This is a genomic window from Spiroplasma endosymbiont of Nebria brevicollis (assembly GCF_964030895.1).
Classification (GTDB): Bacteria; Bacillota_I; Bacilli_A; order Mycoplasmatales; family VBWQ01; genus Spiroplasma_E.
In genome coordinates, this window is record NZ_OZ034986.1 from 1,456,049 (window position 1) to 1,471,305 (window position 15,257).

The 15,257-nt window shown below is 22.9% G+C and carries 14 protein-coding genes and 1 pseudogene; 4 read left to right on the forward strand and 11 right to left on the reverse strand.

Annotated elements, in window-relative coordinates:
• Nucleotides 1-2: 2 nt before the first annotated feature.
• The 7 genes from AAHM98_RS08755 to AAHM98_RS08785 all read right to left on the reverse strand — a co-directional run bounded on the left by AAHM98_RS08755 (nt 3) and on the right by AAHM98_RS08785 (nt 7,811).
• On the reverse strand, nt 3-1,193 hold the full coding sequence (locus tag AAHM98_RS08755) for a hypothetical protein (RefSeq protein ID WP_342276439.1): 1,191 nt from the start codon (nt 1,191-1,193) through the stop codon (nt 3-5).
• Nucleotides 1,194-1,197: 4 nt separating this feature from the next.
• Nucleotides 1,198-1,644, reverse strand: coding sequence for a hypothetical protein (locus AAHM98_RS08760; protein WP_342276440.1), 447 nt, complete (start codon nt 1,642-1,644; stop codon nt 1,198-1,200).
• 247 nt (nt 1,645-1,891) lie between these two features.
• Complete coding sequence (locus tag AAHM98_RS08765) at nt 1,892-4,495, reverse strand: hypothetical protein (protein WP_342276441.1); 2,604 nt, start codon at nt 4,493-4,495, stop codon at nt 1,892-1,894.
• Nucleotides 4,458-5,759, reverse strand: a complete 1,302-nt coding sequence (locus tag AAHM98_RS08770; protein ID WP_342276442.1) for a hypothetical protein — start codon at nt 5,757-5,759, stop codon at nt 4,458-4,460. The genes AAHM98_RS08765 and AAHM98_RS08770 overlap by 38 nt, the downstream gene beginning before the upstream one ends.
• Before the next feature lie 3 nt (nt 5,760-5,762).
• Complete coding sequence (locus AAHM98_RS08775) at nt 5,763-7,115, reverse strand: phage terminase large subunit (RefSeq protein ID WP_342276443.1); 1,353 nt, start codon at nt 7,113-7,115, stop codon at nt 5,763-5,765.
• Nucleotides 7,109-7,498, reverse strand: coding sequence for a terminase small subunit (locus AAHM98_RS08780; protein ID WP_342276444.1), 390 nt, complete (start codon nt 7,496-7,498; stop codon nt 7,109-7,111). Before AAHM98_RS08780 ends, AAHM98_RS08775 begins: the two co-directional genes overlap by 7 nt.
• Nucleotides 7,499-7,658: 160 nt before the next feature.
• Nucleotides 7,659-7,811 (reverse strand): hypothetical protein, encoded by a 153-nt coding sequence (locus AAHM98_RS08785; RefSeq protein WP_342276445.1) that lies wholly within the window; start codon nt 7,809-7,811, stop codon nt 7,659-7,661.
• 215 nt (nt 7,812-8,026) lie between these two features.
• On the opposite strand from AAHM98_RS08785, the gene AAHM98_RS08790 reads away from it, so the two are divergent.
• Complete coding sequence (locus AAHM98_RS08790) at nt 8,027-9,196, forward strand: Mbov_0401 family ICE element transposase-like protein (RefSeq protein WP_342276446.1); 1,170 nt, start codon at nt 8,027-8,029, stop codon at nt 9,194-9,196.
• Nucleotides 9,197-9,375: 179 nt separating this feature from the next.
• Here the strand turns inward: AAHM98_RS08790 and AAHM98_RS08795 are convergent, their stop codons facing one another.
• From AAHM98_RS08795 to AAHM98_RS08805, 3 genes are all read right to left on the reverse strand, one after another.
• On the reverse strand, nt 9,376-9,771 hold the full coding sequence (locus tag AAHM98_RS08795; protein ID WP_342276447.1) for a hypothetical protein: 396 nt from the start codon (nt 9,769-9,771) through the stop codon (nt 9,376-9,378).
• Nucleotides 9,729-9,857, reverse strand: a complete 129-nt coding sequence (locus AAHM98_RS08800) for a hypothetical protein (protein ID WP_342276448.1) — start codon at nt 9,855-9,857, stop codon at nt 9,729-9,731. Before AAHM98_RS08800 ends, AAHM98_RS08795 begins: the two co-directional genes overlap by 43 nt.
• Before the next feature lie 149 nt (nt 9,858-10,006).
• Nucleotides 10,007-10,315 carry a hypothetical protein gene (locus AAHM98_RS08805; protein ID WP_342276449.1) on the reverse strand — a complete coding sequence of 103 codons (309 nt, stop codon included), beginning with the start codon at nt 10,313-10,315 and terminating at the stop codon, nt 10,007-10,009.
• Nucleotides 10,316-10,376: 61 nt separating this feature from the next.
• Here AAHM98_RS08805 and AAHM98_RS08810 point away from each other — a divergent pair, with 61 nt between their 5' ends.
• Nucleotides 10,377-10,712, forward strand: a complete 336-nt coding sequence (locus AAHM98_RS08810) for a TraM recognition domain-containing protein (protein WP_342276450.1) — start codon at nt 10,377-10,379, stop codon at nt 10,710-10,712.
• Nucleotides 10,713-11,074: 362 nt separating this feature from the next.
• Here AAHM98_RS08810 and AAHM98_RS08815 read toward each other — a convergent pair whose 3' ends face one another.
• Nucleotides 11,075-11,992 (reverse strand): hypothetical protein, encoded by a 918-nt coding sequence (locus tag AAHM98_RS08815; RefSeq protein ID WP_342276451.1) that lies wholly within the window; start codon nt 11,990-11,992, stop codon nt 11,075-11,077.
• Nucleotides 11,993-12,689: 697 nt separating this feature from the next.
• Between AAHM98_RS08815 and AAHM98_RS08820 the strand changes: the two genes are divergently transcribed.
• Both AAHM98_RS08820 and AAHM98_RS08825 read left to right on the forward strand, forming a co-directional pair.
• A complete protein-coding gene (locus tag AAHM98_RS08820) occupies nt 12,690-13,583 on the forward strand; it encodes a WD40/YVTN/BNR-like repeat-containing protein (RefSeq protein WP_342276452.1) in 894 nt (297 codons plus the stop codon).
• A gap of 681 nt (nt 13,584-14,264) precedes the next feature.
• Nucleotides 14,265-15,084 (forward strand): annotated as a pseudogene (locus AAHM98_RS08825) (IS5 family transposase).
• The last annotated feature ends 173 nt before the right edge of the window (nt 15,085-15,257 follow it).

A 15,257-nucleotide genomic window follows, 5' to 3' on the forward strand; every position in this document is an offset into this window, starting at 1 on the left:
TATTACTTCTTTGTAAATGTTACTTGAATTGTACTATCATATAAGGTTTTACCAGTAACAGTAGCACTAGTTTTTGTTAAATCTGTAAAATTAGCATTACTTTTAACATAATTAGGATTTTTAGTAATAACTACTTTTTCAACTTCATCTGCTGTTGGAGTATCTCCTGCCATAGTAATAGCACCTAAATTAGTATTTTCAATTGCTGTTGCAATATCTACATTAGTAGTAACTGTAAATCCTTTAACTAAATCTGGTCTTAATGCTTTACCATCACTTACTAAAAATTTATGAAAATTCTTAATATTACCATTAGTTTGTAAAACAAAAGTATTATCTTGACCACGATTAAAAGGAAATGCTAATGCTTCTTTATGAACTAAGACAGCATCACAACCTAAAAAATTAAATCCTTCTTGTTCATCAATAACACCTACTGGATAATTTCTACCTAATCATGGACATTCTACAATTTTAATACCACCAATTTGTAATACTTTACCACTAGCTAATGCTTCACTAGAACTTTCACTACCTAAATTAGAATTTGCTAATAAAACTAACGGTTTAAAAAAACTAGATACTCATAATGTATAATCTTCTTCATCTGTACCAATATATTCATCACTAATTCTTGCTTTTAATGTTGCTAATGTATTTGATATTTTTAATCATAATAACATTCTATAATCATCTATTTTTGGATTACTTGGTAAAGCAATATTAATAATGCCATTATCTTTTGCTGTTTTAACTGCTAATGATAATAATTTAGCAACTAAATATATTTCTACTGATTTTGCTTTTGCATCAATTCAACTTGATGCTAAACTATCAGAAACAATAACATTACCATCTTCATATCTAGCACCTAATCTTTTTAAATCTAATGTTTCTTCTTCTAAATTAATTTCTTTCTTTTTATCTAAAAGAATTTGAATTGTGTTCATTGCTGTTAAATTATTAGAACCTGCACCTGCTGTATAATCTCTTGTAATATTACGTTTTGTAATATTATAAATAGCAGTACCTGAATCTAATTGTTCTCTATTTTCAGTTGTAGCATTAATTAATGCTACTTTTTTTGATAATAATACCTTTAAATTTTTAATATATTTAACTGATAAATCAGCATAACCACTTTCTGTACTAGGGTCTTTAATTGTTGTTGATTGTGTTGTAATAATTGCCATATTTTTAACCTACCATTCCTAATGTATTTGTTTCAATTTCTTTTGATTTATCTTCTTTAAATTTATCTTTTATATCTAATGATTTATTAATATTTGTATCTTTATTTTTATTAAATAAATGTGGAAAATCTTTATTTAATAATTTTAATTCTTCTTCAATATCTTCTTTATCTCCAAGATATTTTTTTAATAAATTAATATTTTCTTTTGATAAATCATATTTTGAATATGATTGAGAATGTCTAATTTCTCTATCTTTATCAATTTTATCTTTATATAATTCTTTATACTTTTTTTCTAATTCTTTATATTTATCTTCAATACTTGGTTCTTTAGTTTCTTCAAGTACTTCAGGTTTTTCTTCTTCTTTAAGTTCCTGAATTTCTTCTTGTTCTTTTTTTGTTTCTTCTTCCATATTTATACCTTCTTTCTCTATATTTTCATTTAACATTAACTAATCACCACCTTTCTATGTTGAACTTTTTGGATTAATTACCAATGACTTAGTTTGTAAATTTCAATTAGAACTACTATAATCTCCAATGAAATAGTTTACTGGTAAAGTTGCTATAAATTGTCAAGTTAATAAAATAGAGTTCTGATGATTATAAGCAACTATTTTAAATCAAACTGAACTTGGTAATGTATAACCACTAGTTGGACTATCATTTGTTCATAATAAATTATTAACGTAAGTATTAAGTTTTATGTTTGCAGTTAGTTAAACTTGCTTCCTGTCTAGGTTTAGGAGGCCTTGGGCTGTATTTATTATTAATATTAAATATTCAATTACGATTATTATCTTGGTGGTTACCTGAATTATTATTATAAATAACATCATTAACCTTAAAATCTGGATTATCTATATCATCAAGAGTTTTAATATCAGCAAAATTAATTTTTATAGGTGTAAATCAATTTTTATAATTAGTTATAGGATTATAAGCACCTTCTCTATAAATTGAATTTACTATAAAATTAAAATTAAATGTCATACTTTCATAATCTTCTAATAATTTATCAAAAGTATCATAACCTTCAGCTTGGTAATTAAAAAATACATAATTTCTATAACCTTTTATATCTTCATTTACGTTAGGTCGCATTTGATAATTTCAATCTGATTGAATTTCACGTTGATTATTAATATTATTTGTAATTCCATATTTACTTTGGTCACTTAAATCCAAAAATATTGGGTGCGCTCTTTCAATTAATGGTGATGGAATTATTGCTTGTGGATAATTAAAAGGTGTATCAAATTTAAAAGTATTATTTGCTAATAAAAATGTATTTTGAATTAATCTACTATTATTACTTGCTTTACCTACTGTTTGATAAGTACCACTTCAAATTGCAAAATTATCATTAACAGCACCATTTCTATTATCAGGCATTGAATAAAATGTAATTTTAAAATTACTTTTACCAACAACTTTAATATCAATCATATCAATTGCTCATTTTAAAATATTAGTATTTCTAAAATCTGGTGCTTGTAATAAAGATTTATCAATATCTACTTTTGGAAGTAAATTAATTAAATTTTTATTTATACGTTCTATTTGCCCTAAATTATCTGTTTCTAGGTCAATATTAGAGATTAATGATTGACTATTAATATCAAACGTTGCCATTGTCATTTTATCTGTTAAATTAAATGTAAATGATGTCATGTGACTTGCTGTACCTAATACAGATTGAATAGTATCTGCTGTATCATTTCTAAATACATCTAATGGAATTAATGCAGGATTAGTACTTTCTGAACTATATAATAATGTTGTATAAAAATTATATAATTCAGCACTTATTAACCCATTAATATAAGGAAATTGTGGTATTAATAAATTACTTGATAATTTAGCACCAATATCTAAGCCACTAACAAAGAAATTCATAAATGACCCAAATATTGGTATAGTATTAAGATTAATTTTAATTGTTTCTCTTATTGTTAAAGGTATTTCACTAATAGGATTATAAATAAAATAATGCATTGCATTAATAGTATTTAATTGTTTAAATTTATTATTATTCATATTATAATGAGTATTACCAATAAATTTTTTATTATTTTTATTATAATATTGAAAATAAGGATTACCTGCTGTTGCATAATTATAATCTTCAATTTCTGCACTATTTAAAAAATTATTATCTCAATAATTTACTAATCTATTAGAAATATCAACTTTATTAGTATTTTTAGTTTTATCAACATTAGTTTTTAAATGTCCTTCATAATGTTTAAGCGCTCCATCATCATAATTAGGTGCAATTACTTTTTGTCAATCTTGATAACTATCCATAACTGATTGACCTTGAACAGTTAATATATAATTTGTTTCTGGTAATGCTTGAAAACTTATAGGGTCATAAGTACTACATTGATATTCTCATGGAAATAATAATTTAGTTGGAAATTGTTGAAATCTATGTTGTTTAACATTATCAGGATTATGGTCAATATCTCTACCCCATAAAGCAATACTAATTGGTTTTACTGAACCATAAAAAGAGATTTGACAATGAGTAACTGGTAATGGTGTTAAATAATTACTATCTAAAATAATATTATTATTTTCATCTAAGGTTGGTAATGCTACAGGGTCACCTGGTGCGCCTAATTGTACATATTGATTAATTGCTAATCCACTTGTTGCTAATTTATCATTTAATGAACTAAAAGTACATTGAATAAAAGCAAGTTCTTTATTTTCATTATTATAAGTTTTACTAGCAACTTCAAGAATATATCATTGTCTATCAACTTTATAAGTATTATCAGTATTTTTAACTTTATTAACTTCTGGTATCATATATAATTTATATAAATTTGACACAATATTATTAATAAAATCAAAATTCTTTTCTTCATTTGGAATATTAATAACTACATTTTTAATTGCTTGTTCTTGAATAAAAGCATTATTTGATGGAGTTGCTGAATAAGTAATGCCTAATTGGTCACTTAAAATATTTCCATAAAATACATCACCAACTTGTAACTGTTTATATTTAATATCACCACTTATATCTATTGGTTTATAAGAATGGTCTCAAACTGCTTGTATTGCTTCTCTACCAGTAAATATTTTACTAAATGATGTATAGTCATTAGGAATACTAGTTGGGGGTTTATAACCTGTTTCTGTTGAATTTATTGCACCTAAAATAATAGTAAAAGGACATATACGAAATTGTAAATCTTTATTTTGTGTAAAATCTTTTTCAATTTCACCTGTACTTTTTCAAACTGTTTTAATTAATTGATGATTTATTTTCGGTATCATTGTCATTTTTAGTTTCTCCTAAAAAAGTATTATTAAATTCAATTTCTTCTTTTTGATATTTTCTATTTTCATTAATAATTTGTTCTGCTTCTTCTTCACTTACACCATATCTTTTTACAATAATACGTTTAATATTAGTAATTCCTAATCTTAATTCTACTTCATCAATTTCAAGTGATTTTAATCTATCTGTAATAGTATTTTCTTTAATTTCAAATGTTCATTTAGATTTATCACCATCTAATCCCATTAATATAAAACATCTTTGAAATATTTCATTTCAATCACTTTGATTTAAAGTTCTTTTAATTCTTGTAGTTTCCATATCTCTTGAATTAGTAATTAATACTTCTGCTTCTGTTTTTTGACTTGTAGTATCATTAACAGGACTATATCCTGCTCCTTCAAATGCTTTATCAATAATAAATTGAATAAAATCTGCATATTTATCTAATACAGGATTACCTTGTAAAATAGCAATTGGTGGTGTACCACTTGTACTTCCAACACTTCTTAAATTTGCTTGTAAAATAAAATCACCTAATAATTTTTTCATATCAAATCCAGTTTTAGATTGATTTATTTCTTGTTCACTAATATCTAAAAATGCTCTTGTACGATTATATTCAAGTTCTTTTCAAATCATTTCAAATGTATGATTTAATAATTTTTGTAAACCCTTAATTGGTGTCATATCTGGATAATAATCACCAACTACTCCACCAAAGAAATTCTTTTTAGGTAAATTCTGCATAAATTTAACTGGTATAATACCTAAATTATGATTTTCAATTAATGGTAATTGTAAATCTTTACTTATTTTTTCTTGTAAACCATCTAATGTAACTGTATCACTAGTAAAATATCTTATGATTTGATTTGGAGTATATGTTGTTTTAACATATATACTTTGGTCATCATATTGTAATCTTGACCAAGTACTTGCACTATATTCAGTTTCTAATACTCTTGCAACACGTGATTGAGCATATGGTTGAGCAAAATTTAAAGATATTCTTCCGGTTTTAGTTTTATCAATTTGCGTAATACTATAACCATAACCTGATTTAATATGACAATCTTGATAAAATAAACTATCTAAATTATTTCATTGTTTTAATTTTTCAATTGCTTGTTTATATTGTTCATCTTCACTTGTTAAAGTATAACCATTACCCCAAAGTAATTTAGAACCATGATTAGCAATCATTTCTGTTAAATTAAGCATACATCATTTAGATGTTAATATTTCTGTATTATGATTATTCATATTTTATTTCCTTTCAAAATAAGGATTTATATTTGCACTTAAATTTCTAATATATGGTTCAATAGCATAATCAAATGCATCTCGTAAATGGTCATTACCTGCTAATGGTATTTGTTTAATACTTTTAGGGTCTCAAATAGCAAGTCTAAATTCATCTAATAATAATTGTGCTTGAATACTTATATTTAAGCGTTCTGTTGCCATTAAAGCAATGTTTTTACCAATTCTAAACTCAAGTCTTAATTTCACACAATCTTTAAAATAAAGCCATGTATGAGCCTTATATTTAATTGCTGTATCATTTAACATTTCAATAAATGTATAATTACTAAAATCACAATATACAGTTAAACCATATTCATATAATAAATTATATTTTTGTGCTAAATTTATATAAAATTCAACTACTAATTTTGCTAATTGTTTATTATCATATCGCACTAATTTATTTTCTATTTTTAAACAATCAATAACATTTACAAATTTAAAATCATAATCAAAACCTAATAATACACATTCCATTGCATCATCTTTAAAACCATAATCTAAACCTGCACTAAATCTATAACTTGATTGTAATAATCTACTAATTTTATGAATAAGATGTGAATATATTCCACCACTTTCATAACCTACTAAACCATGACTTCTAACTCTTGCAGATATTGGGTCTAATTTTTCTATTTCTAATAATTGATATTTATCACTATCTTTTAAATAAGTATTTAATTTTCAATTTTGATAATGATAAATAGTATTATCAATAATAGTAAATTGTTCATATTCATTAATAATTTGTTTTTCATTTTGTGGACATGCTGTTACTGTCTTTTTAATAAATTCATTAAGAATACTTCAAGGATTACAACTTTCTATTTCTAATAATTGATTTGCACCACGAATAGCATCTTTTAAATCTTGATAATCATTTTCAGTAATTTCATAACGTTCATCAGTTCATATAATTACATAATCATATAAATAATTACTTGCTAATCCAGTTAATTTAACATTACTATTATCTTGTGCATGTAAATATTTACAAGTTATTTTACTACCATTAAATTCAATAGTTTTTTTAGTTTCACTAATAATAAAATCAATTGTTGGGTATGTTGCTTTAATAATTTGTTTTAATTCTTGTCAACTATCATTTAATTGTTTTGACATATTTCTAATTAAATAAGCATGTATTTTAATATTATCTAACATTAATAAAATACCTAAAAATTCAATATCACTAAATGTTTTCCCTGATTTACGTGAACCTAATTGTTTAATTTTAGTAATATTTAAAGATTGTTTTAAATACATTCTTTTAGCAATATCTAATAAATAACCAAAATTATTTAACATTTATTTTTACCTTTATTATCAAGATTAACTTGTATAGGGGCGACATTATCACTATTTTTTATATCAATTCTTGTAGATAAATGATATTTATTAACATAAGCACGTTCTAAATATCATGATGAAGTATTTGCATTTGAAGTTAAATATCTTTGTAAATTTAAGTGTTCAATTTGAGAATGCGCTCAATTTATTTGTTGTAAAAAAGTATTTCTTTTCTTTTGTTTTCAATTTCTAATAGTACTTTCAGTTATATCTAAATAAATTAACATTCCTAATTTTGTAGGAATTTCTTTAAATTCATTACAATGAATAAAATAATTTTCTAATGCTTCTCTTAATACTTTTGCATCATTAAAAATTGTTCTTAATTTTTCATTTTGCACATAAAAATCTCCTTAATTTTGTTTTAAAATACAAAAATTTATGATATACTTAATATAACTTTTAAGTTAGGTCTGGTAACAATAACTTATAAAACTTTATTAAATAGTTCATATATATTTTATTTAATTTTTATAATATAATTATAACAAAAAATAGCATTTATTGTGCTATTTTTTTATTTCTTCTTTTAATTTTTTTAACTAAATAATCAATTAAACATCATAATATGCTTAAACCTATAATAACAACTGGGATAAATAAATATTTAGGGTCAGAACCTTTTGTTGTATCTAAATCTAATCAATATATCATTTTTATTCTCTTTTCTATTTTTTCTTTTTAGTATACATTATTTTAAAAAAAAGAAAAGATAACTAATTAAAGCTATCTTTTAAACGCTAAATATAGAATTTGCGATTTATTTTACCGTTCTTTATAATTATACTATAAATAAAAATTTTTTCAACAATTTTTTAAATAAATTTGATAATATGTAAATAGTAAAAACAATAGAAAGAGTGAAAAAAATGTTTAATTATAAAAATTTTAAAGAATATAAAATCACTAATATTTTAACAGATTTTATTAATGAAATCCATGATTGAGATAAAAAATTTTTTAAAACAAGAGATAAAAGTAGATATTTAGTTGCTGGTAAAAGTAATAGAACTATTAATACTGATATTGGATTAGCAACATTTAATCGCAGAATATATTGAGATAAAATAGAAAAAAGATATCGATATTTTACAGATGAAGAATTTAATATTACTAAAAGAGCAAAAATGATTAATGATTTAAAACAAGAAATTCTTAATAATTTAACAGAAAATTTAATAACTAAAAAAACTTATAATCATATTCAACAAGAATTTAAACATACTAAATTTTCTAAAACTACTATTTCAAAAATTTTTAAAAATGCAAATATACAAAAAATAATACCAGAACAAAAACATAAAGTATTAGATAATCAAAAATTAAATATTTATGTTGATGATGCTTTTATTACTTGTTGAGATGAAAATAATACTAAACAAAAATATTGTTGTCGCCTTTTTAGTTTTAATTTAGGAAAAAAACAAATAAGTAAAAATAGAAATCAATTATTAAATAAAACTACTGCTTTTTTATTATATAAAACTGGTGAAACTATAACACAAGATAAAGTATATAATTTTGTTTTTGAAACTATTAATAATAATTATGATATTAAAATAAATGATTTTAAAGATTTATATTGACAAAATCCTAATTTAGTAATTGCCGGTGATGGTGCTTTATGAATTAGAGCGTTAGCAAAATGATTAGGTGGTTATTATATATTAGATAAATTTCATGCTTTTAGTTATTTATGAAAATCATTTATTGGTAAAAGGGGAAAGAAAAAAGATAGTACTGATTGAAATAAATATATAGATACATCAATTAATTTTGCTAATGGTAATTATAATCAATTAATTAATATTTTAAAAAATAATGTTAATAAACAAACATTTAATTATTTTAAAAATAATGAGATAGGTATTATTAATCAAAATCAAGATTGAAATATTGGTTGTAGTGCTGAAAGTACTGTTTTTCATTTAGTAAAGTCATTAAAAGGAAATGGTGCAAAAGCATATAATTCTAAAACATTTATTAATATGTTAAATGCAAGAGTAGCATATCTTAATAAACAAAATATTAGTTTTTAGTTAATATAAAATTAAATAAATATTTACCTAAATAGTTAGGAATTTTTAGATTAAAATAGTAAAATTAAAGTGATATTATTGTTTACAAGAATGATAATATATGGTATAATTACACTAACAATTAAAGATATATTTCTCTCGTTGAAAGTATCTATACGTATATTTTATTCGCCCAGTTATTATGGCACCACATAATCTTTTCAATCATTTTCGTTAGTTTTAGTTGTGGAGTTTTTCATCTCATTTAACAATTGCAAAATTGTATCTATTTTTTGATTAGTGCTATCAAAGTTAATAAGATTTTTTAAATTCAATTTTCCATAAGTTGCTAAACTTAAAGCATCATTAGATTTGTTCAATTGTTTTTCATTTACAAATCTGGCACTGATTGACTGTTCTGCAATTGAACCATCACCAGTACCTTTGTATGTTGCATGTAAATCAAAATTCAATTTTGTTAAATCAATGCCATAAAAATATCATAATTTCGTACTTGATTTATTTGCATAATGCTTACCTAAATAGTGAATTTTTACTTTTTTATTGCTAACATCAATTCCAGTTTCTTCAAACATTTCATTAATAACACAGTTTGATAGTGGGTTTTATTTTCAACCCCGTGCATAAAATCAACTTTAATAACTTTATTAATCTCTTTCATAAAATCTTCCTTTCAAAAAAGTGGTTTTAAAAATAAAAATTGTAACAACATAGGTTACAACTGGTTTATTTTCAAACTTTCTAAATTTAAAAGAAAGATAAAAATATCTTATAAGATAAGGGTAGGTCATAATTTTGCGGTCGTACCTATTAGTTATTCAATTTTCATAATTTAAATCTACCATAATTAATTAAAATTACAAGCAGAAATATAAAAATCATTACTGATGCCGACCGCAAAGTATCCATCAGTATTTCTTTAATTTCTAAATACTTTTTGCATACTTCTTTTATTATATTAATTTCAACTTTTAAATCATTTTTTATCATGTTTAACTTCCTCAATTTCCAAGTTTTCTTTGATTTAATCAATAAGTCGCTTCTTTTTCTAACCATTCAGTATCACATTGATGAATGGTTACACTCACGTAGTTCATTTAAAAATTCTTGATTAGTCATATGCCAACACCTACTTTCTTTTTTTGCTTTTCTTATACTTTAATAATATCAATAATATCACTTGTGATATTATTGATATTATAGTTTTTTAATATTTGATATCACAAGTGATAGCATTATCAATTTAATTAATAAAACGCGAAGTTTTCACTACCAATGTTTTTTATGTTTTCAAGTTACAGATGATTTATCAACAGATAAGAAAAAAATTTTGAATACAATTTTTGGTAATGTGGGTAATATTATCGCCCATAAAATAAGTGATGTGGAAAACCCTGAATACATAGTAAAAGTATTTGGAACTAGAACAGTTGAAAAAATTACTAAGCAATATGATAAGAAAAATAGGGTATGTCCAGTAAACTGTGTAACTAACAAAATAACTATACCTAATTAGTTCTAGAGAATATATAATAACTATACCTAGAAAGAGTGAGTTACACATTTTACTGGACATACCCGTTTACTCTATAAAAGTGAATTAAGTTTTAGCACTTTAAAATGATCTTGTGATTTGAACTAATTTTAATCTATTTCTTGAAACACGACTATGTATATCTTGATTATTGTAATTTGAGTTGGAATTATATTGATATTTATTATATGTTATTTTTTCTCCTTTATTTTTAAGATAAAATGGTTAAACAGGTGTTAAGAAATCAAATGTACTATTAAATTAAAATTGGATATTTCTTAAGAAATATCCAATAAAAAAGTTCAATAACAATTTAAATTTAATAAAAACATTATTGTTAATATTTATTTTGCTACTAATGTTATTGTTGCTTTAAGTGAAATTGTTTCATTACCTTTTATTAAAGCAATTGAAAGTACTAATTTATCACCTTCTTCAATACGTACTGGATCAATTCCTGATTTTTTAAATTCTTTAATATTAAACTTTGCCTTTCAACCAACTAATTCTTCAAAGTTATTAAATTTAATAGCTGAACTAGTTCTGTTTTTACTTATTAATGGCACTTCTATTTTATCACTTGTTCATTTATTAACAGTATCTTCTAATTTTGAAGAATTCCTAAATCGCTCAATCGGACTTCCTGCAAAAACAAATTCATCGTGACCTAATTTAATAGGATCATCAGTTCCAAAAATATTAAATAAAGCATTAGTATCTGTTTTTACTTTAATTTGATATTTATCTCCCAAACTAGTTTTATTGTCTTCTTTAAAAAATTGTAAATTATATGCTCCATCATTAACAATAAGTTTTGCTTCATCATTTGGTTCTACAAATTTAGCAGTAGAAATTTTTATATTGGAAAATTTATACTTAATTTTAACAACTTCTGCTGCATCAAAAGTACCATCTTCAAATGTTGTTCCTGATTTTAATTTTTGTTGTAAAACAGATTTTAAAAAATCAAAACTTTCTTTATCCTTAGCTTTGGCGTCACCAGTAGTAGCGTCACCTTCTAATAATTTAGTAGTTAAAATATCATTACTCTTAATAGAAAAATAAGGTTTATCTTTATCTCAATTAAGCATAATAGCTTTCAAACCCTTTCCATCTGTATCAGTTAAATCTAAATTTTGTGATACTTTATTATTTAAAATTTTTGTACTATCATTGTTACCACAAGCAACAACTGAAGTTGCTGCAACTGTAGTTAAACTAACTGCACCTAATAGTCTTAATAATGTTTTCATACTTCTCATATTATTTTTCCTCCTAAATAAAATTTGAATTATTTTTACTGACCATATTTAAAACAAAAAAATAATTCTTTAATATAATATATATTATATATATATTTTATTTTAAAACTTATTTTATGCTTTTTTAAAGCAAAAATAAATTAAAAATGATTTTTTTAATTATATTACTTTATTTAATAAATTATTGAAATTCAACTTTACCACAAGCAATAAAAAATGCTAAAATTTTTACTCCAGAAGCATTATATAATTGAAAAAGAAAGTAAACTATTTTAGGAAATTAAACTGTTCAATAAACATAAACACTAATTCTAAATAACCCCCCAAAAAAAACTTTAGTTCCTTATTTTTTATGTAGGAACTTTTCATTTTCTATTTTTTCTGTGTAATTAATTTATATAAAATGAATATAAGTTTTTAACTCATTACTTTGTTTTAAAAACAAATGAGTTTTTGTTTTTGAAAGGAAGAAAAGTATGTCAATAATTGAAAATGAAGAAATTAAAAAAATCGTTTTAAAATTAAAAAAATATTGGATCTAGAACTGAAAAAATATGGAAAATTTAAAAATATTTTATTAAAAATAGAAAAAGACAATTTTTCCCAAAAGTAAATATAAATACTCAAAGAACTACTTCTAAACCCATTAATATTCCATATAATTCAAAAATATTACATATTTAAGGAGAACCAAATTTTGAAAAAATTATTAAGCATGCTTGCAGTTTCTACGATAGTGGGAACAAGCGCAAGTAATTTAAAACCATTGTTTACAAATAGTGTTGTAAGTCATGGTTTTAAATCAAAACAAATAAATAAAGACATCAGTATCCAAGGTGAAAATGATACAAATCCATTTGTTAATCAAATAATGGATATTAATAAAAACGAAATAGTTTCTTGTAATTTTATTGCATCAAATGGTGTTATTTATGTAAGTACTTTAATTGGTAAGGGTTCAAATTTAACTAGTAAATTATATAAAAGTACTGATGGAATAAAATTTATAGAAATTAAAAGTTGAAATCAAAATTATGGTAAAAATAATTCTATTAAAAGTTTAGTTGTTGATAGTAATAATAATATTTATGTTGGGACAGGTTATGGTTTGTATAAAAGTGTTGATAGAAAAGAATTTATAAAAGTAAATGTACAAGAAGTAAAATCATCTGTACATAGTTTATGCATATTTAATAATATTTTATATATTGGGAATGATAATGGTTTATATAAATCAAGTGATGGAACAAAATTTGATAAATTAAAAGGGATACCTGATAGAAATTTTATATATTCAATTAATGTTGCACCTGATGGGACAATTTATGCAGGAACTGCTGATGGGTTGTATAAATCAACAGACGGAGTAAATTTTAGTAATAGTGACTATAGACAACTTTTGGGAACACAACCGGGGAAATCGAAAGGACAACCAGTTATCTTTTGCAAAATTTTTAATAAAAAAGAAGATTTAATTTGAAGTATGGTAACAGATAAAGATGGTAATGTATATGCAGGTGGTCTTGGTACAATTTATAAATGTTTAGCTGATACAAATACATTTAAACTAATTACTAAAACTAAATTCTAATTCAAATAAATCCTTTAAACTTTAGTTCCTTAACTTTTATATAGGAACTTTTTCATTTTTAAAATAAACTAAAACATATACAAATATTAAATTGCCAAAATTATCCATGATTACGGATTTTTGAAATAGAATGTTTTAATAACTCAATCTCATTTTTAATTGGGGTTTTGAATTATTATGATAAACAAACTGGATATATAATTAGAAATCTTATATAATATTTGATATCTAAAAATGAAATTACCATCCAAAAAAATGATTTTATATTAAATTTGGTTTTTATCCCTTTATGTATAATTGAAATTTTACTACATAAATGGCGATAAAAACCTAAATAGGAAATTATCCCCCCATATATTTAAATTAAACACAGCATTACAGTTTCAAAACTAGGTATGTTGTTGAATTTATATGCAGATTCCTTTGCAATATAAATGGACATTTGATTTTGAAACTCTTACATGTGTTCTGAAAGTTTTTCGCAGATGCTTTCAAACTGATTCAATTTGGTTTGTGTTTACACCACTTTTTGAAATATAACCATCTTGATGATTGACAAAAACATGAAGTCTATAAACCAAATTGAAATCTCTATAGCCTTTTCAAGAGTCAGTAGACTTCTTGCAAAATTAATTTAAAATTTAACTTAATTATTGATTTTAATAAAAGGGTGGGATTTTAATGAAATTTCAAAAAAATAATCAACTAAATGATAAGAAATTTTTAAGATTAACTGCTATTAAACGTATTACTTTTAATAAAATGTTAGAAATTTTAAAAATAGAAGAATTAAAAAAGAAATTTCGTCGTGGAAGAAACAACAAATTATCATTAGAAAGTCGCTTATTAATGACTTTAGAATATTGAAGAGAATATAGAACTTATTTTCATATTGCAAAAAGTTATGATATTAGTGAAAGTAGTTGTTATAGAAATATCAAATGAATTGAAGATACTTTATTTAATAAAACACCCTGTTTCTCAACAACTTGATGGACAAAAATCACTATTAAAAGAAGATTTCAAAGACAAAACAATAATAATTGATGTAACTGAAAGTCAAATCCAACGCCCAAAAAAAGAAAAAAAAGTACTACTCAGGAAAAAAGAAAAAACATACCATCAAAACACAGCTTATAATTGAAAAAGATAGTAAAAAATTATTAGTTCTTATTTTTCCTATGGTAAAAATCATGACTTTAAAATTTTAAAAGATTCAAAAACTAAAATTTTATCACAAACAACTATTTTAGTAGATTTAGGATATCAAGGAATACAAAATATACATAGTAACGTTTTAATTCCTAAAAGAAAATCAAAGAAAAGCCCTTTAACTAAAGAAGAAAAACAAAACAATAAACTAATTTCAAAAATGAGAGTTGTTATTGAAAATGTTTTTGCTATACTTAAAAAATTTAAAATTATTAGTGAAAAATATAGAAATAGAAGAAAAAGATTTAATTTAATAGCTTCAATTTATAATTTACAACTATTAGTTTAAATATATTTGATAATTTAAAATTTTATTTTTTGTTATTGTAAATAATAATTTTTATCGTATTTTCATTACAAAATAATGAAAAATATTTGTAAAAAAAATAAAATCTATTTTATTAACACTTTTATATTTATTTAAAAATATAATCAGTATATTAATTTTGCAAGAAATCTAGT